The sequence below is a fragment of the Halanaerobium sp. genome (assembly GCF_003070835.1).
In genome coordinates this window covers 1-21,803 of sequence record NZ_QBLR01000014.1, presented here as the reverse complement: position 1 = coordinate 21,803, position 21,803 = coordinate 1, and the positions used below count along the sequence as shown (strand labels likewise).

At 36.4% G+C, this 21,803-nt stretch carries 29 protein-coding genes and 1 riboswitch; all 29 genes read right to left on the bottom strand.

Translation table 11 applies throughout. The features are described 5' to 3' along the window. Nucleotides 1-56: 56 nt before the first annotated feature. Entirely contained in the window at nucleotides 57-1,115 is a 1,059-nt protein-coding gene (flhB, locus tag CI949_RS03090) for a flagellar biosynthesis protein FlhB (protein WP_076544424.1), read from the bottom strand. A 79-nt stretch (nucleotides 1,116-1,194) separates the two neighbouring features. Next, complete coding sequence (gene fliR / locus CI949_RS03085; protein WP_076544425.1) at nucleotides 1,195-1,980, bottom strand: flagellar biosynthetic protein FliR; 786 nt, start codon at nucleotides 1,978-1,980, stop codon at nucleotides 1,195-1,197. Between the two features lie 13 nt (nucleotides 1,981-1,993). Continuing rightward, complete coding sequence (gene fliQ / locus CI949_RS03080; RefSeq protein WP_076544426.1) at nucleotides 1,994-2,263, bottom strand: flagellar biosynthesis protein FliQ; 270 nt, start codon at nucleotides 2,261-2,263, stop codon at nucleotides 1,994-1,996. A 58-nt stretch (nucleotides 2,264-2,321) separates the two neighbouring features. Next, nucleotides 2,322-3,086, bottom strand: coding sequence for a flagellar type III secretion system pore protein FliP (gene fliP, locus CI949_RS03075; RefSeq protein ID WP_076544427.1), 765 nt, complete (start codon nucleotides 3,084-3,086; stop codon nucleotides 2,322-2,324). Then, nucleotides 3,079-3,447: a flagellar biosynthetic protein FliO gene (locus CI949_RS03070; protein WP_076544428.1), complete on the bottom strand. Its 369-nt coding sequence runs from the start codon at nucleotides 3,445-3,447 to the stop codon at nucleotides 3,079-3,081. Before CI949_RS03070 ends, fliP begins: the two co-directional genes overlap by 8 nt. A 12-nt stretch (nucleotides 3,448-3,459) precedes the next feature. Further along, nucleotides 3,460-4,689, bottom strand: a complete 1,230-nt coding sequence (gene fliY, locus CI949_RS03065; RefSeq protein ID WP_290762919.1) for a flagellar motor switch phosphatase FliY — start codon at nucleotides 4,687-4,689, stop codon at nucleotides 3,460-3,462. Further along, entirely contained in the window at nucleotides 4,679-5,686 is a 1,008-nt protein-coding gene (gene fliM, locus CI949_RS03060) for a flagellar motor switch protein FliM (protein ID WP_133530964.1), read from the bottom strand. Before fliM ends, fliY begins: the two co-directional genes overlap by 11 nt. A gap of 12 nt (nucleotides 5,687-5,698) precedes the next feature. Then, nucleotides 5,699-6,151, bottom strand: coding sequence for a flagellar basal body-associated protein FliL (locus CI949_RS03055; RefSeq protein ID WP_133530965.1), 453 nt, complete (start codon nucleotides 6,149-6,151; stop codon nucleotides 5,699-5,701). Next, nucleotides 6,144-7,010: a flagellar motor protein MotB gene (locus CI949_RS03050; RefSeq protein WP_290762915.1), complete on the bottom strand. Its 867-nt coding sequence runs from the start codon at nucleotides 7,008-7,010 to the stop codon at nucleotides 6,144-6,146. The genes CI949_RS03055 and CI949_RS03050 overlap by 8 nt, the downstream gene beginning before the upstream one ends. Continuing rightward, nucleotides 6,988-7,797: a motility protein A gene (locus tag CI949_RS03045; RefSeq protein WP_133530966.1), complete on the bottom strand. Its 810-nt coding sequence runs from the start codon at nucleotides 7,795-7,797 to the stop codon at nucleotides 6,988-6,990. The genes CI949_RS03050 and CI949_RS03045 overlap by 23 nt, the downstream gene beginning before the upstream one ends. After that, nucleotides 7,798-8,007: a flagellar FlbD family protein gene (locus CI949_RS03040; RefSeq protein WP_108142055.1), complete on the bottom strand. Its 210-nt coding sequence runs from the start codon at nucleotides 8,005-8,007 to the stop codon at nucleotides 7,798-7,800. A 79-nt stretch (nucleotides 8,008-8,086) separates the two neighbouring features. After that, nucleotides 8,087-9,607, bottom strand: a complete 1,521-nt coding sequence (locus CI949_RS03035; RefSeq protein ID WP_290762911.1) for a flagellar hook protein FlgE — start codon at nucleotides 9,605-9,607, stop codon at nucleotides 8,087-8,089. 179 nt (nucleotides 9,608-9,786) lie between these two features. Further along, the gene (locus CI949_RS03030; protein WP_290762909.1) at nucleotides 9,787-10,182 is read right to left on the bottom strand and encodes a TIGR02530 family flagellar biosynthesis protein; all 396 of its coding nucleotides are present in this window, start codon (nucleotides 10,180-10,182) and stop codon (nucleotides 9,787-9,789) included. 20 nt (nucleotides 10,183-10,202) lie between these two features. Further along, complete coding sequence (gene flgD, locus CI949_RS03025) at nucleotides 10,203-10,634, bottom strand: flagellar hook assembly protein FlgD (RefSeq protein ID WP_133530969.1); 432 nt, start codon at nucleotides 10,632-10,634, stop codon at nucleotides 10,203-10,205. A gap of 13 nt (nucleotides 10,635-10,647) precedes the next feature. Beyond that, on the bottom strand, nucleotides 10,648-12,249 hold the full coding sequence (locus tag CI949_RS03020) for a flagellar hook-length control protein FliK (RefSeq protein ID WP_290762906.1): 1,602 nt from the start codon (nucleotides 12,247-12,249) through the stop codon (nucleotides 10,648-10,650). Between the two features lie 66 nt (nucleotides 12,250-12,315). After that, nucleotides 12,316-12,855, bottom strand: coding sequence for a MotE family protein (locus CI949_RS03015; protein ID WP_290762904.1), 540 nt, complete (start codon nucleotides 12,853-12,855; stop codon nucleotides 12,316-12,318). Between the two features lie 2 nt (nucleotides 12,856-12,857). Continuing rightward, on the bottom strand, nucleotides 12,858-13,292 hold the full coding sequence (locus CI949_RS03010) for a flagellar export protein FliJ (protein ID WP_290762902.1): 435 nt from the start codon (nucleotides 13,290-13,292) through the stop codon (nucleotides 12,858-12,860). 19 nt (nucleotides 13,293-13,311) lie between these two features. Further along, the gene (gene fliI, locus CI949_RS03005) at nucleotides 13,312-14,619 is read right to left on the bottom strand and encodes a flagellar protein export ATPase FliI (RefSeq protein WP_290762900.1); all 1,308 of its coding nucleotides are present in this window, start codon (nucleotides 14,617-14,619) and stop codon (nucleotides 13,312-13,314) included. Continuing rightward, nucleotides 14,612-15,373, bottom strand: coding sequence for a FliH/SctL family protein (locus CI949_RS03000; RefSeq protein WP_290762898.1), 762 nt, complete (start codon nucleotides 15,371-15,373; stop codon nucleotides 14,612-14,614). The genes fliI and CI949_RS03000 overlap by 8 nt, the downstream gene beginning before the upstream one ends. Further along, complete coding sequence (fliG, locus tag CI949_RS02995) at nucleotides 15,366-16,370, bottom strand: flagellar motor switch protein FliG (RefSeq protein WP_290762896.1); 1,005 nt, start codon at nucleotides 16,368-16,370, stop codon at nucleotides 15,366-15,368. Before fliG ends, CI949_RS03000 begins: the two co-directional genes overlap by 8 nt. A 20-nt stretch (nucleotides 16,371-16,390) precedes the next feature. Then, complete coding sequence (gene fliF / locus CI949_RS02990; RefSeq protein WP_290762895.1) at nucleotides 16,391-17,932, bottom strand: flagellar basal-body MS-ring/collar protein FliF; 1,542 nt, start codon at nucleotides 17,930-17,932, stop codon at nucleotides 16,391-16,393. 44 nt (nucleotides 17,933-17,976) lie between these two features. Next, nucleotides 17,977-18,273 (bottom strand): flagellar hook-basal body complex protein FliE, encoded by a 297-nt coding sequence (gene fliE, locus CI949_RS02985; RefSeq protein ID WP_290762894.1) that lies wholly within the window; start codon nucleotides 18,271-18,273, stop codon nucleotides 17,977-17,979. A 16-nt stretch (nucleotides 18,274-18,289) separates the two neighbouring features. Next, on the bottom strand, nucleotides 18,290-18,721 hold the full coding sequence (gene flgC / locus CI949_RS02980) for a flagellar basal body rod protein FlgC (protein WP_290762892.1): 432 nt from the start codon (nucleotides 18,719-18,721) through the stop codon (nucleotides 18,290-18,292). A gap of 2 nt (nucleotides 18,722-18,723) precedes the next feature. Further along, complete coding sequence (flgB, locus tag CI949_RS02975; protein ID WP_290762891.1) at nucleotides 18,724-19,110, bottom strand: flagellar basal body rod protein FlgB; 387 nt, start codon at nucleotides 19,108-19,110, stop codon at nucleotides 18,724-18,726. A 55-nt stretch (nucleotides 19,111-19,165) separates the two neighbouring features. Next, nucleotides 19,166-19,249: riboswitch (cyclic di-GMP riboswitch) on the bottom strand. A 66-nt stretch (nucleotides 19,250-19,315) separates the two neighbouring features. Next, nucleotides 19,316-19,669, bottom strand: a complete 354-nt coding sequence (locus tag CI949_RS02970; RefSeq protein ID WP_290762890.1) for a response regulator — start codon at nucleotides 19,667-19,669, stop codon at nucleotides 19,316-19,318. A 139-nt stretch (nucleotides 19,670-19,808) separates the two neighbouring features. After that, complete coding sequence (locus tag CI949_RS02965; protein WP_290762888.1) at nucleotides 19,809-20,312, bottom strand: chemotaxis protein CheD; 504 nt, start codon at nucleotides 20,310-20,312, stop codon at nucleotides 19,809-19,811. Continuing rightward, nucleotides 20,296-20,898 (bottom strand): chemotaxis protein CheC, encoded by a 603-nt coding sequence (locus CI949_RS02960; protein ID WP_290762886.1) that lies wholly within the window; start codon nucleotides 20,896-20,898, stop codon nucleotides 20,296-20,298. Before CI949_RS02960 ends, CI949_RS02965 begins: the two co-directional genes overlap by 17 nt. A gap of 28 nt (nucleotides 20,899-20,926) precedes the next feature. Next, nucleotides 20,927-21,421: a chemotaxis protein CheW gene (locus CI949_RS02955; protein WP_290762884.1), complete on the bottom strand. Its 495-nt coding sequence runs from the start codon at nucleotides 21,419-21,421 to the stop codon at nucleotides 20,927-20,929. A gap of 95 nt (nucleotides 21,422-21,516) precedes the next feature. Next, a partial coding sequence (locus tag CI949_RS02950) for a chemotaxis protein CheW (RefSeq protein ID WP_290762882.1) occupies nucleotides 21,517-21,803 on the bottom strand: 287 nt, incomplete at its 5' end.

Here is a 21,803-nt window from a genome sequence, read left to right as displayed (position 1 = left end):
ATATCAACTATCAGACTAAATTAAAACAAAATATAGCAATTAATAAATTAATCTCTTTAATTTCTATTTTGAAATATTTTTGCCAGGATTTCAGCCACTGCCTGATAAAGCTCAACCGGAACCTGATCACCAATCTCCGTCATTTTATTTAAGGAACGAGCCAGTGGTTTGTTTTCAACTATTTCGACCTCTGCATCTCTTGCTCTTTCTTTTATTTTCTGAGCAATAAAATCTTCACCTTTAGCCACAACCACAGGAGCTTCCATATCCTCCAGATCATATTCCAGTGCTACAGCAATATGAGTAGGATTAGTGATTACTACATCAGCATCTTTGACAGAAGACATCATACGATTCATACTCATCTCTCGCTGTCTCTGCTTCCGCTGCTGCTGAATCATGGGATCCCCTTCCATCTCTTTTCGTTCCTGTTTTACTTCATATTTAGACATCTTAAGATCCTTATTGTGCTGCCATCTTTGATAAAGTAAATCTAGTACTCCCAAAATTACTAAAGCAGCAATAATTGCAAAAGCCATCCTGGTAATCAAACCAGCAATAGCAACCAGTGACTGATCCAGTCCCTGGTGAATACTATTTTCAAATATATTAAGATTATTCATTAAAAAACGATAAGCAATAACTGCAATCACAGCCAGCTTAAATAATGATTTTAATAATTCAACAAACCCCTTGAGTGAAAAAATGTTTTTTGCACCTTTAATCGGATCTATTTTTTTAAGATCAGGCACCAGAGGTTTGGTTGTAAAGAGAGCTCCAATTTGTAGAAAATTGACCAAAATTCCTGCTGCAGCAGTAACTATCATAATTGGATAAATAGTTTCTACCACTGAAAAAAAAGCATCATATAAAATATTAAAAGCCATATTAATTGTAAACGGTCTGACAATTAAGTTTTTAAAATAATACTGAAGTTGATTAAGTACACCAAAAAATATCTGCTGCATTAAAAAATAAAGAAACATAAAACTTGCCAGCAGCGTAAAAGCCTGACTTATTTCTTTTCCCTTGGCCACATTACCTTCTTCTCTGGCCTCTCTTTTCCGTTTGGGCGTGGCTTCTTCTGTTTTTTCACCAGTTCCATTATCCGCCATAATTTTATCTCCTTCAGTTCAATTTATAATAAGCTAAAAATATTATTAATCTAATATACTCCTTCAAATCACAGTAAAACTAGGGTGCAATCAATTTAAAGAGAGCCGGAATTTCATTAATGACATCCATTAATATTTCTGCATAATAGTGGTTTAAAACCGGCATTAAAACAAATATCAAAATCAAACCAGCCATAATTTTAATTGGTAGTCCAATTATAAATAGATTCATCTGTGGTACTGATCTTGCCAGAAAAGCAAGTATAATGTCAATAAAAAAGATAGCTCCAGCTATCGGCAGAGCAATCTTAACTGCAAGTAGAAACATATCAGCACTTCTTCTAAAAAAATACTGCCAGAGTTCTGAAGAAAAATTAACTCGCCCAGGAGGAATAATCTCAAATGACTGATATAGATGTTTGATTAAAAGCAAATGACCATTTAAAGCCAGAAAAATTAAAGTTACAAAAATATTTTTCAGCTGTCCAATCACCGGTGAATCTACTCCACTAAACGGATCAACAACATTGGCAATTCTGAAACCCATCCGCATATCAACAATTTGACCACCTAACTGGACTGCAGAAAAAACTAGAAAAACAGCCAGGCCCATAAAAAGGCCAATACTTGCTTCACTGATAATTTCAATAATCACCAGCAAATTACTGTCCGGATAAACTGCAGGATAATTCCCTACTACAAGTGGAAATGTAAGAACAGCCAGACTCACCGCTACTAAAATTTTAATCTGATATAATATTACTCGACTGCTAAATATGGGGGTTAAAAGCATCATTCCCAGATAGCGGCTCAAAATTAGAAAGAATAGGTAAATATGTTCGTTAATCATTAATCCATCTATCACTTATAATCAGCCCCTAACTAATATAGGTAGGAATATTCTGCAGAAGTTCCTGCACAAACTCTACAACAGTTGTCATTATCCAGGGACCAAAAAAAGCTATCGAAGCCAGTACAGCAAATATTTTGGGGACAAAGGCCAGTGTCTGTTCCTGAATCTGAGTTGTAGCCTGAAAAATAGCAACTAAAAGACCGGTAATCAAACCCGCTCCCAGAACTGGCAAAACAACAATAATAACAGTATATAAGGCCTGTCTTCCAATATCAAGAACTACCGCTTCTCCCATATGCTTCAACTCCCAAATTATTTAAAATTAGCAATTAAAAATAAGTTTTTTTAATTAATTAGAAAAAAGTTTCGATTAAAGAACCAATTAAAAGATGCCAGCCATCTGCCAGAACAAATAGTAAAATTTTAAACGGTAATGAGATAATAACCGGTGGTAACATCATCATACCCATCGACATTAAAATACTGGCTACAATCATATCTATCATCAAAAATGGAATATATAATAAAAATCCAATCTGAAAGGCTATTTTAATCTCATTAACTAAAAAAGCGGGAATTAAAACAAATGTTGGAAGGTCTTCCCTGGTCTCCGGTCGCTCAATCTCCGCAATGTTAGTGAATAGTGCCAGTGAACGTTCATCAACCTGATTAAACATAAATTCTCTAACTGGAGAAATAGTATTCTGATAAGCTTCTTCCAGACTTATTTCATCAGCAAGATAGGGCTGAAGAGCATTCTGATTTACCCCCTGCCAGACAGGAGACATAATAAATATAGTTAAAAATATTGCAATTCCAATTAAAACCTGGTTGGGCGGCATATTATTTAAAGCAAGTGCCCTCTTTAATATTGAAAAAACAATTATGATTCTGGTAAAAGATGTAAAAAGTATTATGATTGCCGGAGCAAGAGATAAAACTGTCAGCAGGAGTAAAATTTGAAGTGATAAAACTAAATCATCCCCCTGATTTTCAGCTCCCTCATCTCCAATTTGAAAAGAAATATTTGGAATATTAAAATCCTGAGCTGAAACAGAAAAACTGAAATTAAATAACAATAATATTACCAGAGCAATTAAAAATAATCTTTTAAACATCCTGATCACTGCTGTTAGAACTTTTATCTTTAGCCAGAATACTTTTTAGCTTATCTTTAAAATCTCCTTTTTTCCCTTTTTCTTTTCTCAAATCATTAAAATCGAAATCTAACTGATCGATCGGCCAGCTTCGCAAATAATTTAATTCTTCTTTACTACCACCAAGCATTACAATTTCGTTAAAAACCTTAACCAGATAAATTGTCTCTCCATTGGCCAACCGCATTGTATCAATTATTTCCATCTGCCTGGAATTGGTTAAATTAAATCTGTTTTTCAAAAGATAATAAATTGCTAAAATAAAGCCAATTACTAAAACAAGGTAAAAAGTAATCTTAAAGGTTTCCCAGAGATAATTCATTATATCACCAGCCTATATCTTTGATAGTCGTTCAGCGGGACTAATTATGTCTTTAACTCTAAAGCCAAAGTTTTCATCAATAACAACAACTTCTCCCTTTGCGACCAGCTTTCCGTTAACCAAAAGATCTACTGGTTCTCCAGCAAGCTTGTCAAGCTCAATTATAGAGCCATCCCCAAGATCAAGAATATCTCTAATTTTCATAACTGTTTTACCCAGCCTTACTGTAACTTCCAGCGGTACATCTTTAATTAATTCCATATTATTTGGTAAGGGCTGTGTAGATGACTGACTAAATTCGGGAAATTGTGCTGACTGAACATCAACTTTTTCTTCTCTTTCAATATTTCTATTTTGCGGTTCTCTTCTCTGCTGTGAAGACCGCCCGGCTTCACCAGTATTAGTCTGAGAAGCTGATTTGTTTTTTTGTCCCTGAGAGCTCTGAGAACCTGCTGTTTCCTGATATTCTTCTTTAACTGAAGTATCAACTTCTTCTTTTACTTCTTCTTCAATTTCTTCTTCATCAATAGTATTATCCATCAAACCTGTATTACCATGGAGCAGAGAATCAGCCAGATCCTTAACAAAATTATAAGAAGAAATCTGTTTAAAACTGCTATCAATTACATCTCCAACCTTCAGCTTAAAAGAAGTGACAACAATTTTTTCGTTCGGATCAAACCAGTCTCTTCCCTCTTCAATAACATCATCCAGATCTATAAATTCTGCTGTTGGAGGAGATATATTAACCAGTTCATCCAAAATATTTGACATTGCTGTAGAAGCAGCTCCCATCATCTGGTTCATGGCTTCTCCAACTGCACTGAGCGATATCTCGTTTAACATCTCCTGGTCCATACCCTCCAGACCATCTCCACCCATCATTAGATCCGCAATAACTGCAGCATCTTCGGTATCAATAACCAGCAGGCTTAAACCCTCTATCCCTTCAACATATTCAACTTTTACTAAAACACAGGGCCGATCATATTCTTCAATCAGCTGCTGAAAAGTTTTAACATCAACTTCCGGAGTTGTAATATCAACTTTCTCATCCAGCAGTGTTGAGAGAGCTGTAGCAGAGGAGCCCATCGCAATATTATTTACTTCTCCAATAACATCAATTTCCTCTGAATTTAAGTTAAAATCATCTGAGCCAGCTGCTGCAGATTCCTCATCTTCCTGATCATTCATTAAAGCATCTATTTCATCCTGTGATAAAAAATTACCATCATTCGTCATCGTCTTCACTCTCCTCTAACAAGTTTTCGGCTACACCTATTATCTGTATTGCTTTATGATTGTTTTTATTACCAACAACTGCCTCATATTTTCGTCTGCTGCCAATTTTTAGCTCGGCATTTTCCTCAACTTTTTTGTCGAGACGAATTACATCTCCAGGCTGTAGATAGAGAAAATCCTCTACAGTAATTTCAGTACTACCTAAGACAGCGTCAACTTCAACCAGGGCTTCATTTAAACGCTTACGAAGTTTTGCTATATGTTCTGGAGTCTGTTTTTCTCTGGTGCTCGAAAACCAGTACTGAGCATTCAAATTACTTACTATCGGCTCCAGCATGATATAAGGCAGGCAGATGTTCATTAAACCCTCACTACCGCCAATTCTTGCTGAAAGTGTAACAATAATTGTCATATCACTGTCCGGAACAATCTGGGTAAACTGTGGGTTTGATTCCAGTTCAAGCAGTTTTGGTTTTAAACTTGAAATGTTTTCCCAGGCTTCACCAAAGCCTTCTAGAAGCCAGTTCATAACCCTTTTTATTACTACCTGCTCAATGTCTGTAAATGACCGCACCTCATCGATTGGATTACCAAACCCTCCAAAGAGTCTATCAATAATTGCAAAACCAATTTCAGGATTAATCTCAAAAATAAATTGACCATCAAGAGGTTCCAGGTTATTTATTCCAATAATTGTAGGTTCGGGTAAAGAGTGAATAAACTCAGAATAAGAAAGCTGTTCAATTGATGCTACTTCAAAGTTAACCATACTGCGAAGTTTAGTAGATAGGGTTGTTGTAAATAATCTGGATAGATTTTCGTGAATCATCTGTAGTGTCCGCATCTGCTCTTTAGAAAGCTTATCAGGTCGGCGAAAATCGTAGTCTTTGACCTCTTTTTCTTCGGATTGTTCTTTAGCTTCCTCTACATCAAGACTACCATCACTAATTGCAGAGAGCAGAGAATCTATTTCATTTTGATTTAATACATCAGCCATCTTTTATCCTCCCTACTGTACAACCAGTTCTGTAAACCAGACATTTGTAATCTTACCTGAAATTAATAGCCCATTAATTTTCTCTTTAATAATTCCTTTGATTGTATCTGAACCAGGCTCTTCTAATATTTCTTTATTTTGAGCTCTTAAGGTAGAGATTACCCTGTCTCTAATCTGAGGTTTACGTTTTTCAAGTTCTTTTTTAAGTTCAGCATTTTCGAGCTCAAATACTAAAGTCGCCCGCACAAAATTAATCTGATTGTTATTAGAAATATTTACTGTATAACTACCGGCATTATATGTGGGGCGAATATCTTCTACACTTTGAATTTCATCTTTGTTATCTTCATCGCTGGACACTGAAAAATAAGTGAAAAAAGTAAAACTTGCCACCCCTGTTATAATAATTACTAAAACTATAATTAAGGCCAGCATTTTAAAGTTCATCTGTCCTTCCTCAGCCATCTATATTTCCTCCTTCCTCAGTGCTGTCATTTTGATCCTTAGCTGATCTATCATTTATTTCTGTCTCAGCTGCCGAATTTTGAAGATTAGCCTGATTATTATTTTCAACCTCAACTCCATTATTAACAGTATACTGAGAATTTAAGATAACCACTTCAACCCTTCTATTTTCTGCTCTTCCTTCCGGTGAAGTATTTTCTGCTACCGGTCTATATTCAGAATAACCTGCAGCTGAAAGCCTGGCTGGATCAAAACCTCTTTCTTCTATCAAAAATTTTATCACATTAACTGCTCTTGCCGTAGATAATTCCCAGTTAGATGGAAATTCATCTGTTCTAATCGGTAGATTATCAGTATGTCCTTCAATCATAATATCATTTGGTATATCTTTTAAAATATCAGAGATCATAGCCAGTACTTCTCTTCCCTGTTCCCTAATTCTGGCTCTTCCCAGCTCATAAAGTATCTCCCCAGTTAAGCTGATTACAAGTCCTTTTCGCTTATTTTCGACATTAACTCGATCTCCTAAATTATTACTTTCTATATAATTATCTAATTCCCTCATTATCTGCTGAATATTCTGGGGAGCCTGTGCATAATCTTCTCCTAAAGTTCCGGCATCAATATTTGGGTTGGAAGTTATTGTCTGGCCACCTTCTAAGACTCCTAATTGACTCTGCAGGGCAGAAATAAATCCCTTAAATTTTTCTACATCCATGGTAGAAAAAGAATAAAGAAGAACAAAAAATACCAAAAGTAGAGTCATCATATCGCCAAAGGTTGTCATCCAGGCAGGAGAACCAGGTTCATTATCATTATTATTGTTGTTGTTATTATTACGAGGCATTTTCTGCAGCACCCACCTCTCCTGTTTCATTTATTCTGGCTTCAACTTCTTCTTTTTCACCTTCTGAGAGGAAAGCATGCAGTTTTTCTTTAACAATCCGTGGATTTTCTCCAGCTTGTATGGAAAGAATACCTTCGATAATAACTTCTTTTACATGAATCTCATGGTTACTCTGAGTTTCTAAATTTTTAGCCAGGGGAATAAAAATCCAGTTAGCAAGTAATGCACCATAAAGAGTGGTGATCAAAGCTACAGCCATACCAGACCCAAGTTGATTAGGATCATCAAGCTGACTTAACATCTGCACCAGACCAATCAAAGTACCAATCATCCCAAAAGCAGGTGCCAGCTGACCCATTGTAGCAAAAATACCTCTACCTTTTGCATGTCTCTCCTGTAAAAAAGTAAGTTTTGTTTCCAGAATATTTCTTACCAATTCGGGATCTGTACCATCAACTACCAGCTGAATTCCTTTCTGTAAAAATTCGTCATCCATTTCTGCTGCGTCATCTTCTAAGGCCAAAAGGCCTTCTCTTCTCGCTTTTTCTGCAAAATTAACTAAGTTTTCGATAACATGTTCGGATTCCATTTTGTCATCCTGAAAGGAAACCCTTAAAAGATTGGGTATGTTCTTTAAATCTTGAAAAGTATAACTGATCATTACACCGGCCAGGGTACCACCGAGAACTACCAGGGCAGACTGCACACTAACAAAGATAACTACATTACCACCCAGTACAGCTACCAGTGAAAATATTATTGCTCCTGCTACTAAACCAACTATTGTCGCTAAATCCATTTAAGATCTCTCCCCTGTTCTAGAAATTCCAGCCATTATTTTCTGACGGTAATTTACTACTTTTTTAATTATATCATCTGCTGAATCTATGACAAGCAGTTTCTTGCCATTAGTTAGAGTAATTACAGTATCTGGTGTTTCCTGTATTTCTAATATTAACTCAGCATTTAATACAAATTCTTTGCCGCTAGTCCTGGTCAATTTAATCATCATACACTTCCTTATTAAATCATTATTATCTATCAGGCTGAAATCTTGATTAGATTTCAGCCTGATAGTTTAATTCAAATTATCTTTTTAGGTTCACTAATGTCTGCAGCATTTCATCTGAAGTTGTAATCAACTTTGAATTAGCCTGAAAACCTCTCTGAGCTGTAATCATATTTGTAAACTCCTGAGAAAGGTTGGCATTAGACATTTCAAGTGTTGCCGGAGCTAAAGAACCAAAACCACCCTGAGCAGCAGGTCCCAATTCTGGGTCTCCAGAGTTACTTGTAGTCTGGAAAACCCCCTCCTGCCTCAGCAGACCAGAAGGATTAGAGAAATTAGCTAAACCTAATTTAGCCAGAGTCTGAGTCAATCCATTACTGTAAGAACCAACTACATCCCCTGTCTCTGTAAAAGAGAAGGATTCTAAAGCACCAGCTTTATATCCATTAACATTTGTAAAGTTGGCTGTCATATCACCAGCAAATTGAGTCATATCACTGAAATTAAGTGCTACAGTCTGTGACTCAGCAGTTCCGGCAGGTGTGAATGATAAATCAAGATTACCACCATTTTTAACATTCCCCTCAGAATCAAATTCAATAACATGGCTCTTATAATAATTTAAAGAAGTAGTTTGAATACCATCAACAGATAAGTTACCAATTTGCCATTCATTATTAGCTATTTTTTCCAGCTGCATCTGGACAGTATGTTTTGCACCCTGACTGTCAAAAACATCTACAGATAATTTCCGCTGAGCATTTTGAGCATATTCTAGATTGCCAACCTGATTTGTACCTGTGCTAGTTTCATTGATAACTAAACCATTTGTATCATCAAAAGTATAAGTTTCATCCCCGGCATTACCATCTGTATTAATATTAATTGAGGCATTAGTTTTTATAGTCCCATCAGGATTTAAAGTGATTTGCTTGGTTGGTGAAGAGGTAGTTCCATTACTTATTTTAACATCCCAGACATTAAAACTAGAAGTTTCTTCAATAGTTAAAGCAAAATCGTTTCCTAAACTCTGCTCAATGATTTGCAGTTTGTTTTCTATCGAGGCATCAAGATTTTTACCAAAACTAACCTTATCAGTTTCTTGGGCATTTATCTCCTGCTTTAAGGTTACATCGCCGATATTCTGAGCATTAAAATCACCATAATCACCATTGGCATCTGCCATCCAACCCTGAACTAACATTCCGGTACTGGAAGAATATAACCTTCCCTGTGCATCGAAGTTTAAATTTCCCGCTCGAGAATAAACCTGATTACTTCCATCTCTCAGGACAAAAAATCCATCTCCCTGAATTGCAACATCAGAAGTTTTTCCAGTTGACTGCAGGTTACCAGAAGACATATCAGTATCAATACTTCCAATTCCAACACCAAGTCCAACCTGCTGAGGATTAGTACCAGCTCGATTACCCTGGGGTGCAGAAGCCCCCTGAATTGTCTGACTTAACATTTCTTTAAAAGTAACCCGACTGCTTTTAAAGCCGACTGTATTTACATTGGCAATATTATTTCCTGTAACATCCATCATCTGCTGATGTGCATTTAATCCTGACACACCGGCATACATCGATCTCAACATATAATTTTTCCTCCTTCAGTATTTATCGGAGTCCCACTGTTATCGACAGCAGAACAGAGCTTCCTGAAAAAGGTCCAGCTCATATCCGATTTTAAGCTAATTATTATTTTTTTTAGCTTAAAATAAATCAATTAATCTATGCTAATTTTTCCTTTTTATCTGCTTCGTTTTTATAATTCCTATTTCATAAACACAGCGCTGTCAATATTAGTAAACACATTATCTTCCATGCTTTCCTCATCTACAGCTGTCACAACTGTGTTGTTTTCCACACTCACAATATAAGCCACCTTATTTACCATCACTAAAGAATCACGGGCTCCTTTATTTCGAGCTTTTTCCACCCCACTATTCAGCTTATCTATCTCAACTTTAGAAACTGGAATAGAGCGAGAGTTAATTCTCTTCTGTGCATGTTTGGAAAAGGAAAGTTTACCCATCCCATTCATTTTTTCTCCCAGTATATCCTTAAACGAAGGAGAATCAGTCTTTTTATTTTTTTGGACAGCTTTATTCTGCTGCTGTGTTTTCCGCAGAGGCTGTATAGGTTGATTTATCTGTAATCTGTTATCCATCATTAACACCTCTTTTTAATTTAAGCTTTGACATTTTTTACCTGAGTTATATTATTAATTTCAATTTCCGATCCATTCTTCAGTACTGCTAAAATTTTATCACTGGAAGATTTTACTGCACTAACAATACCGGATAATTCAATTCCTTCCACATCTGCTGTAATTTCTTTACCAATCAAATTACTATTATCAATTACCTGATTTGAACTTAATTTTTTTTCCAGCAGCGAGTAGAGTTTTTCTGTTTTTTCCAGAGAAGAAAATTCCGCCATCTGCGATATAAACTGACGATCTTCCATTGGATTAAGTGGATCCTGATTTTGAAGCTGGGTGATTAAGAGCTTAAAAAAAGCATCCTGACCCAGATTATTATTACCGGTCAAACCTTCCCGTTGTGTTTCCTTTTCATATTGAGTGTTTTGAGCGGCTGTTACACCAGCAACTTCAGACATTTAATTACCTCCTTTAAGCAAGCAGATTAATTTTATCATTAGAAAAAGCTGCTCTATTTATTATTTCCTGCTGTCTCATTATTATACCTTCACTGTCTAAGCCACTACCACCAGAGTTGCGCTGAACATAATACTGTCCCTGAAAAAACTGGCGCTGTTCATATTCCTGGTTCTGGCCGGTTTCTCCGTCACTAAAAGCAGAATTTTGATCATCCAGATCAAATCCATTCTGTTTTTCAACCTGCTGTGGTGCTTTTTTAGCAACCTCGATCTTAAACTGCTCAATATTAATACCCTGTTTAAGCAGATCAGATTTTAATCCTTTTAAGCTGTTTTCAAGCTGAGCTCTGACCAGCTCACTCTCAACCAGCATCTTACCTGTTAACTGCTCATTATCATATGATAGGCTGATATCAACTTTACCAAGAGACTCCGGTTTCAGCTGAAGTCGCATCTCCTTTGTTTCGGGAGAGTACTCCCCTCTAAACTGCTCAACTACCTGAGATCTTAAATCTGCACTCTCAGCAATCTGAGCACTATCTTTACTTAAACTGAACTGCTCTGAGCTGAAATCACCGTTCAACTCCTGACTATTCTGTTCAAAATTAAAAAGCAGATTTGAATTATCAAGATCAAAAAAGCTATTTTGATTATTAGCTTCTAATTTTGTCCCTGAATTAAAACCCGGATCAGAATTTAAAGAAAAAATATCTGAAATAATTAGGTCAGGTTTAACTTCAGTTTGAGAAACAGCGGTCTTTGAATTTTCCTCTGCAAGCATTTCCTTTAATTGGGCACTGAGTTCTGTAAATAATGAATCAGCAGCAGAAGAATTAAAATCAGTATCTAAAGCTGAAAAATCAAGACTTTCTGAACCAGTTAATTGGCTTAATAAAGGCATATTTGCTTCTGCCTGTTCTGAAATTTTAGCCAGCGCGGCCTCATCAAGTTCAGCTGATTTTAAAGTAGAAATTAAATCAGCCAGACTTTTATTTAGGTCTTCAGCTTCTGATTTTTTATCCAACTCAATTCCTGCCTTATCAGCAGCTCCATCAGCAAGCAATTCCTGCAGCCTGTTAACTTCACCTAGAAGCTCTGCACTCTCTACCTCAGATAAGCGAAGCTCTTCCTTAGCTAAAAGCTGAGAAACTCTCTCTAAATCTGCAGGATTTAGAACTTCAAATTCAATTTCTGCTTCAGATTGATTTTCTGCAGATAGGTCAGTGCGATTTTTTTCTAATAATGATTTGAGATCTGAGATATTTAGCTTGTTGTTTTTTAAATTGAGCATCAGCTTACCCAGCACTGCTTCCTGTTCTTTACTTAAAACGCCGCTCTGCAGCATTGAAAGCAGTTCTGCTGGAACATCTTTATGATCTTTATTGAGAACTTCTTTTAATTTTTTAAAGAATTCCTCTTTGTCCAGAGTGAAACTTTTCTCTCTGACATCCTCAGAACTTCTATTGGAACCAATTTTCGTTTTCTCTGAGCGCTGGTTAATTTTGCGCATTGTCTCAGAAAAACTTTTTGAATTACCAGATGGTATATTTTTCTTCTCTGGAAAATAATTCTGATTAGAAGTCTGAATCATATTATTTAATACCGCTTCTGTCATTTATTCACCTCCTTTTTAGGATGATTTAAAATATTCACTCGGGTCTAAAATATTAATCAGACCCATTTATTCTAAACCCAGCTGGCTGATATATTTTGCAGCCTGCTGCTGGGGCATAGACTCAAAAATCAAAGCTGCCTGCTCTTCTTTCAATCGTCTTAAAATCTCAACAGCCAGATTATCTTCCAGCTCCTGAATTACAGCTGCTGCAGCTTCTGGCTCCATTCTGCGATAGATATCTGCAATTTTTGCTAATCTGGTCTTGCGATTATCTTCCTCAGTTCTTAAAGCCTGATATTCTGATTCTAAATCTGCAAACAGGTCTTCTCTTTCCGCCAGCTTCTGGTTTAAATCTTCTATCTGAGCCTTCAATTCTGCAATTTGACTGTCCTTTTCGGAGACTGTACTTTTTAAAGAAGAGTTTTCTTCTTTCAATGTGTCCAGTTCTTCCTGAGTAATTATATAATCTTTAACAACAGGTGTGCTGTTTGCTATATTACTCACAGTTGTTTTAATATCAATTATTCCCAGGGCATCAAAAGACCAGGACAACATAGCAAATAATATTAAAAATAATCCTAAAAAAAATAAAATCTTTTTTATCAAATTTATCTACCACCCATAGAATAGTATCTTCCAAGCTCATCCAGCTCTTTTTGCTCATCTTCTAAAAACTCTTTGACAAATTTTTTGATTTCCTGCTCTTTTAATTTTTCCAAAGTCTTTCTTTCTTTTTTCTTTTCCATTAAAATTTCAAGCTGCTCGGATACTTCTTCATTTTTTTCTGATTTCTCACTGAGAGCCGTCTGTTCTTTAGCTTTCAGCTCTTTTAAATAACGCCTGAGGCTGATATTTAGAGCAAGATCGTTTTCCTGATCTCTTAAATGCTCAAAAACATTTTCTTTTTCTGATTTTAATGATTCAATCTTATTTTTAATATCATTCAGCTCTTTTTTTAAAAGTAGATATTTATCTTCTTCCTGTTCTTCCTGTCTGATTCTTAAATTTAAGATTTTTTCAAACTTAAATTTATATCCCTTCATCTTTCAGCCACCTCTATGACTAATTGTTAGCTATTTTAATTAACTGATTTACAGTCTTTTCGTAGCTGGCTTCCTCATTAATACCCTGAGTTAAAAAATTATTAATCTCGTCAATTTTATCTATTGCCTTATCCACCTCAGGATTAGACCCTTTTTCGTAGGCGCCAATATTAATTAAATCTTCAGACTGATTGTAGGTTGCAATTAACTTCTGCAGTCTGGCTGCCGCCTGGCTGTGCTCTTCACTCACTATATCCTCCATAATTCTACTGACACTACTTAAAACATCAACAGCAGGATAATGACTGGCTTCAGCCAGCTCTCTGGATAAGGAAATATGGCCATCTAAAATACCTCTAACCGTATCAGAAACAGGTTCATTAAAATCATCACCCTCAACCAGTACAGTATAGAGGGCAGTAATTGACCCCTGATCATTGGTTCCGGTTCTCTCAAGTAATTTGGGCAGTTCAGCAAAAACAGAAGGTGGATAACCTCTGGTTGCTGGCGGTTCACCAATTGCCAGCCCCACTTCGCGTAAAGCCATGGCAACTCGAGTAACTGAATCCATCATCAGCAGTACATCTTCGCCCTGATCTCTAAAATATTCAGCAATCGCAGTTGCAATGTTTGCTGCCTTTACTCTTAATAAAGCAGGTTGATCTGAAGTAGCAACTACCACAATTGAACGTTCTAAACCTTCTTCCCCCAGATCTTTTTCTATAAAATCTCTGACCTCCCGGCCACGCTCACCTACCAGACCAATTACATTTATATCGGCATTTGTGTTCCTGGCCGCCATTCCAAGCAGGGTTGATTTACCAACACCACTACCGGCAAAAATACCCAGTCGCTGGCCTTTACCACAGGTTAAAAAGCCATCAATACAGCGTACTCCCAGTGACAGAGGTTCTTTAATTCTTTCTCTGGTTAATGGGTTGGGCGGTTTGCGGTTAACAGGAACTTCATTTAAGCCACTGAGCTCGGCATCATTGATTATGTTTCCACTGCCGTCAATAATTTTACCGAGAAGTTCTCTGCCGACTTTAACTTTCAATTTCTGGTCAGTAGCTACTACTCTAGCTCCAGGCTTAATCCCTTCCATTTCTCCAATTGGCATCATTAAAACCTTGTTATCATCAAAGCCAACTACTTCGGCTTTAATATCACCCTGCTCACCTTTAATCAGGCAGAGTTCACCTATAGAAGCCTGGGGACCAATAGATTCAATAACCAGGCCGATAACTCGATTAATATGGCCAAAATTTCTGGTCATATTTATATCCTTAAGTTTACTTTCTAATTTTGTCATATCCAGATCAATCATGCTGTTCTACCTCTTTTAATAGTTCAGTTTTAATTAAATCAAGTTTATGATCCAGACTGCCTTCTTTACCTCCAAGATTGGTTTCAACCACACAGTCACCTTTTCTAAGCTCCGGATCTGCAACAAAGTCAATGTTTTTCTGATTAATATGCTGATAAAAACGATTTTCTTCAATATATGGCAGTAGCTGTGGATGAACTCTGACCACAATATCGCGATGATTGTCATCTACTTTGCTCAGCATATCCGAAATAATATTATTAATCATATCATGCTCAGTTTCTAACTTAACATCTATTACAATACTGGCAATTTTTACAGCCAGTTCAATAACATCTTTTCGGAGCCTGCTTTTTTCGCGAGTAAGCTCCTCTTCAAAACTGGAAATTAATTCTGCTAACTGTTTTTCTTTTTTTTCGATTTCAGCTTTAGCATCTGCCAGACCTTCTTTTCTGGCTTCATTTTTAGTCGACTTATAAATTTCATCTTTTTCGGCAAGTATTTTTTCTTTTTCAGCTTCAGCTTCTTTAATAACTGCTTCTGCCTTTTTTTCTGCCTCTTTGATAATTTTTTGAGCATCTTTTTCTGCCTGACTTAAAATTTTTTTTTGCTTTTTAATAACTCTGCTTTTTTTCTTTTCACTATCGGATTTAGATGGTTGATCTTCACTATTGTTTTCGAATGAAAGAGTCTTAGGATTTTGATTAATTTTAAATTTACCTGTAACCTGAGATGCCTTAATAACTTTAGACAATTACTTCACTCTCCCCACCTCTGGCTATAACAATTTCTCCACTTTCTTCAAGTTCTCTAATTACATTAACAATTCGCTGCTGAGCATCTTCTACCTCACGGATTCGTACCGGTCCCATAAATTCCATATCCTCTTCCAGCATCTCTGCTGCACGCTGAGACATATTTCCGGTTATGATATTTTCAACCTCATCACTTGCTGTTTTTAAGGCAAGTGCAAGATCATGAGTTTCCACCTGACGCAGCACAAGCTGTACTGCTCTATCAGAAAGAAGTACAATATCCTCAAAGACAAACATTCTCTTTTTAATCTCTTCAACCAGTTCCGGATCATCTTCTTCCAACTTATCTAAAATATTCTTTTCAGTACCGCGGTCAACCTGATTTAAAACATCTACAATCGACTGAACCCCTCCAGCACTGGCATATTCGTTGGCAGCAACTGAAGAAAGTTTCTTTTCTAATACAGACTCAACTTCTTTGATAATTTCTGGAGAAGTTCTATCCATAACGGCTATTCGTTTGGCTACTTCACTCTGAATATCTGGTGAAAGTGAGGATAAAACCTGAGAAGCCTGTTCCGCATTAATATAGGCAAGGATCAGAGCGATTGTCTGGGGATGTTCTCCCTGAATGAAGTTTAAAAGCTGGGTTGGATCTGATTTGCGAATTGAATCAAAGGGTCGAACCTGAAGAGTTGCGGTTAAACGATTGATAATATTGCGGGTCTTATCTTTTCCAAATGACTTTTCAAGTATTTTTTTGGCATAGTTTATTCCACCAGAATTAATATAGTCATTTGCCTTCTGCAGCTGCAGAAACTCTTCCTGAATCTTCTTTTTGGTTTCAGGATCAATTTTATTTTGATTGGCTATCTCTAATGTTAATTTTTCCACCTCTTCATCATCTAAGTGCTTAAAAATATCTGAAGACACATCTGGCCCCAGTGAGATCAACAAAATAGCAGCTTTTTCTTTTCCAGTTAACTCATCTCTCATAACAAAAACCCCTTTGACATTTATTCATCAATTAACCAGCTGCGGATTAGTTTAGCTGCATTTTCTGGATCGGAATGAATCATATTTTCAAGTTCATTCTTTACCTTAGCTCTTTTTCTCTGATCAGCATCTGGTTCAAATAAGTTAATTTCTTCTTCGTCTTCTTCAACTGAAAGATCAACTTTACTTCCTCTATCTGCTGCTGGCTTTTTGCGGTATAAGTAAATTATTAAAGCAGATGTTAATAATAAAACTAATAATATAAGTCCACCATAAATATACATCTGTCTTCTAGCAGTTGCTTCCTGAGCCGCCATCGCCTCCTGAGCTGCCTCTTCTAGAGAATCATCAAAGGCCATTGAGCTGATGTTTAAAACATCACCTCTCTGCTCATTATAGCCAATTGCTGCTCCAACAATATTTCTAATCTTATTAATAGTTTCTTCGTCAGTCTTCTGATCAATGATTACTGAAACTGATAAACGCTCTACTTCACCGGGTGCATAGACATGTTTTTCTATTCTTTCATTAATTTCATAATTTGTAATAGTATTTTTTCGTTCATAAGTACTGCTTTCTTCCGTGCCCTCACCCTGATACTGTGGAATATTTGCATCAGTTCCTGGTGCACCTCCACTTGTCCCGTTTTTTTGGCTTTCAGTGCTAATTTCCTCACTACGGACAATTCCACTCTCATCAATCACAGGCGAATAGGTTTTGCTTTCTGCCTGCCGCTGATCGAAGTTTAAATTGGCATTTACCTGAATTGCAAAGTTGTTTGGTCCTAAAACCTTAGTTAAAAGTGAATTTAAATCATTCTTAAGAGCAGACTCAAATTCCTGCTGCACTGCAAAATTCTGTGGATCAGACCACTGATTATTATCTGGACCAGAGGGTTGAGATAATAGATTACCATTTGTATCAACAATTGTTACTTCTGATAATGGTAAATCCTGAACCCCGCTTGCAACCAAATTCTGAACAGCATTTACCCGCTCTGCACTCATATTATAACCAGGCTCAAGTTTGACCATTACTGAAGCAGTTGCTGATTTTTCTTCCTCTAAAAATAGGCTTTCCTCCGGAGGAGTAATCTGAACTCGAGCAAATTCTATTCCCGAAATCGACTGAATAGAGCGGCTCAATTCTCCTCCCAGAGCCCGATAATAATTGACCTTCCTTTCAAATTCAGTTGTACCAAATTCACTATTATCAAAAATTTCAAAGCCAACAACACCCTGGTCAGGAAGACCAGCTGATGCCATGTCAAGTCTTAATCTGTGAACCTGACTTTCTGGAACTAAAATTGTATTACCATTATCCCCCCCAAGCTGATAATCCACATTGTTTTCATCCAGTCTCTGAACTATTGCAGCTGTATCATCTGTTGAAAGATTGGTAAAAAGAGGCTGATAACTGGTAGAAGTTCCCCTGAAGATAAGATAGCCAAAAGCTCCGGTCATTAATACTGTGAGAATAATAATTATAATTTGAATGTTTTTATTTAATTTTTGCCATGTATCCTGAATTTCTTCCTTATAGTTTGTCAAAAATTCGGCCATCATTATACCTCTTCCGTAAATGCTCTTTGTTCTATCATCTTAAATTAAACCTGCAGACGCATAATTTCATTATATGCATCAATTACTTTGGTCTGAACTGCGGTTGTTAGATTGACTGCTAATTTTGCTTTCTCAGCAGCAATCATTACATCATGCACACTATCAGTTTCTCCAGCGGCAAAACTGGCTGTCACGGCCTGCGAATCTTTCTGCAGCTGATTAACTTCGTTCAATTTTTCTCTAAATAGATCTGAGAAAGCCTGAACATTTTTGTTTTTTTCTTCCTTTTGTATTGAGAAATTTTCGAATCCACTCTGGAACTTAACAGGATTAATCTCCATCTTTTTCACTCCTTAATTAAGTGCTGATGTTTAGAGCACTGTTTGCCATACTCTTATAATTAGAAATCGCCTGAATATTTGCTTCATATGCCCTGCTGGCATCTATCATATTAACCATTTCGGTCATCACACTGACATTGGGAAGTTCAACATAACCTTCTTCATTTGCATCAGGATGCTCAGGTCGATATTCAAGCCGAAAAGGAGATTGGTCTTCTGAAATTTCACTAATTTCCACTCCTGCAGATTCAAAACCACCGGCAGTAGAACCGAGACCCGAACCCATCTGATTTTCCAGCTTTTCTTTAAAAATAGGAATTTTCCGTCTGTATGTATTGCCATCCTCATCTCTGGTTGTTTCGGCATTAGCAATATTAGAAGAGATTGTGTCCATTCTTAGCCTCTGAGCTGTAAGACCAGAAGCACTAATATCTATTCCTTTAAACATTATTATTTACCTCCCTGCTGAATAACCTGATTTAAAGTAGAAAAATATCCGGCAGCTCGTTTAGTCATCACATTATAATAAATAGTATTTTTGGCAAGTTCAGCCATTTCCACCTCAATATCCACACTATTGCCGTCATTTCTGCTCATTCGGCTGTTTTCAGAGTTTTGAACAGCAGAATATTGACGGCTAAAAGCTAAATGATTGTCCTGAGTAGTTTTAAGATTAATAGAATCTGAAGAATCCATTTCCTTTTTTAAAGCTCTTTTAAAATCAATATCCTGTCTTTTATAACCGGGGGTGCTCACATTTGCTAAATTATTAGCAATTAATTCACCTCTCCGGGCAGAACCAGCAAGCGCGCTGGTTATAATTTCTAAATTATCCATATTTTATACCCCCATAGAATGAAAAAATCTACAGTTTTTCACTATAGATTTTTAAGTGTACAGTCTGGCAGCCATAATAAAATATCTTAGACCCATAACTTTGCGTCATCAGCTTTCGCTAATTTTGCCTATATAAAACTTTATATTAATTTTATAAAATTATCACTTATTCAACACATATTAAATAAAAAAATAATAATTCATTTTATAGCAGCTTTTTTAAGGACTCCATTACTCTATCTTTTTTGAATGGTTTAACAATAAAATCTTTGGCACCCATTTCAATCGCCTGAATAACAATTTTCTGCTGTCCCATGGCACTACAAACAACAATCTGAGCTCCAGGGTCTATATCCTGAATTGCTTTAATGGCTTCCAGTCCATCCATCACAGGCATTGTGATGTCCATTGTAACAATATCCGGACTTAACTCCTGATATAATTCTACTGCTTCTTTGCCATTTTCAGCTTCACCTGCTATTTCAAATTCATCTTTTAATATATTTTTTAAATTTAATCTCATAAATGCTGCATCATCAACTATTAACACTCTAGGCATTTAAAAATTACCTCCTCTAAATAATATCTGCTATTACATTATATAATAACAGAAATGATTTTTATTTACAATAGTAAAGAATAATTTATCCAAAAATTATAGATTTTTATTCGATTCCTTTTTTTACTATATAATAAATTTAAATGGTAATCAAGTCACGACTGAATGATTTAACCTCGACTCGGCCGTCATCAAGATAAAAGTACATTGAACGACCATAGTCTTTACCCACATCACTACCTGTCACTTTAATTCCTTCATCTTTTAAAACTTCTCTAACAGCTTCAATATTTCTTTCGCCGATTTTCATCACTGAATCTCCACTTTCAGACTTAAACATTCCTGCACCACCAACAATTTTAGCAGCAAGGCGTCTTTTTCTGGCCCCGGCAGCTTCCATTTCTGTAATTAAAAAAGGAATCCCTGTATCTGCATATTTAACAATTTTTTTGCCCCCGGGATTTTCGGGCAGCATTATATGAACAAGCCCCCCTACCTTAGAAAATTTATCATAAAGTGCAATCCCGATACAGGAACCAAGTCCTAGAGTTGCTAAAACTGTATTCTCATCACCAATGGCATGGTCAGCCATTTTAACAACCAGTTTTTCTGCTACCTGATCCAGACTAGGCAAAACTACCACCTACCAGTCTTTGGAAAAGAAAATCAAGTGAGTCTCTTTCTGGAATGAAAAAATAAAAAAGTTCCAACTTCTCTTCTTCGGTAATAAATTCAGTCTCCAGCAGTAAAATATGGTCTTCTGTCTGACTGTAATCGATCACAGAAGAGCTTAAAACTGCAGCTGCCATATCATAAGCCATTGCCGGCACACTCTGGTCTAGAGCCAGATCAGTAAAATCATTGATAGCTTTTAAATAGGCTCCACTCAGAATATTTCCCAGTTCATTAAGCGCAGAATGCTGCATTTCCTTGCCCGGTAGATCATCAGTTGAAAAAATCAGCTTTAACATTTTTTCAACATTTTCCATATCAACAACCAGCAAAATTTTCCCAGAGATCTCACCAGAAAAATTAATCATGATACAGGCAATAAATTCTTCTTCATCGCCAGTGATTGCTGGTAAATCCTGTATCTTAACCAGTTCTACTTTGGGGACAGTCATATTAATCTCCTGTCCAATCATTCCCGAAAAAGCAGTAGCTGCATTTCCAGCTCCGATATTTGCTACCTCTTTTAGGATATCTTTTTTTGTCTGGTCCAATTCCATAAACTTTCCCTCCTAACCTAAACTATTCTTAACTACTACTTTCCGATTCTACATTTTTTAACTCCTCTATTTCGTGATTATTTAAAACATTTTTTAAATCTAAAAGCAGCAGCAGTTCGTCACTTCTGTCAGCTCTGCCTACACCTTCTATATAATCACTGTCTACTTTTCTGGCTAAATCAGGCAAATTTACAATATTTTCTTTTGTCAGCGGTTTGATTTCTTTAACATCATCAACCATCATTCCTGCTGTTAAGCCCTCAAGTTCAACAATGATTATTTTTTCCTCCTGATTCTTCCTTTCTCCACTAATATTAAGCCGCAATTTTAAATCAACTATGGGTACAACCGCCCCCCGCAGATTAATTATTCCACTGATATAATCAGGACTGTCAGGGACAAAAGTCATTTCAGTATTAGAAAGAATTTCTTTTGTTTGATTGATATTTACACCAAACTTCTTATCGGCCAGATAAAAAATAACATACTGTTTTTTATCCTGACTTACCTCTTTCAGCTGCATAACAATCACCTCCATTTAATTAATAAAAGTTATTACTAGAATAAAACTTTCCCCTAATTAAATAGATCAGTTAAAAGGGGAAAGTCTTAAATAAGCTATTGGGTAAAAAGGGTTTTCTCTAAATCAAGTAAAATCAGAAGATGATCCTCATCACGAGCACAGACTCCGCGCAGATAATCCTGTCTTAATCCACTTTCTACATCAGGAGCAGGGGTAATGCTGTCTTCTTCCAGCCAGACAATCCCCTCAATGTGATCAACCTGAATTCCTAAGAGCATATCGTTGACTTCAACTGTAATTGTCCGCTGCTCATCAGCTTCAAAATCACCACTGTCTTCCTCAATTTCAAAACGACTGTGCAGATCAACGACTGGAACGATAA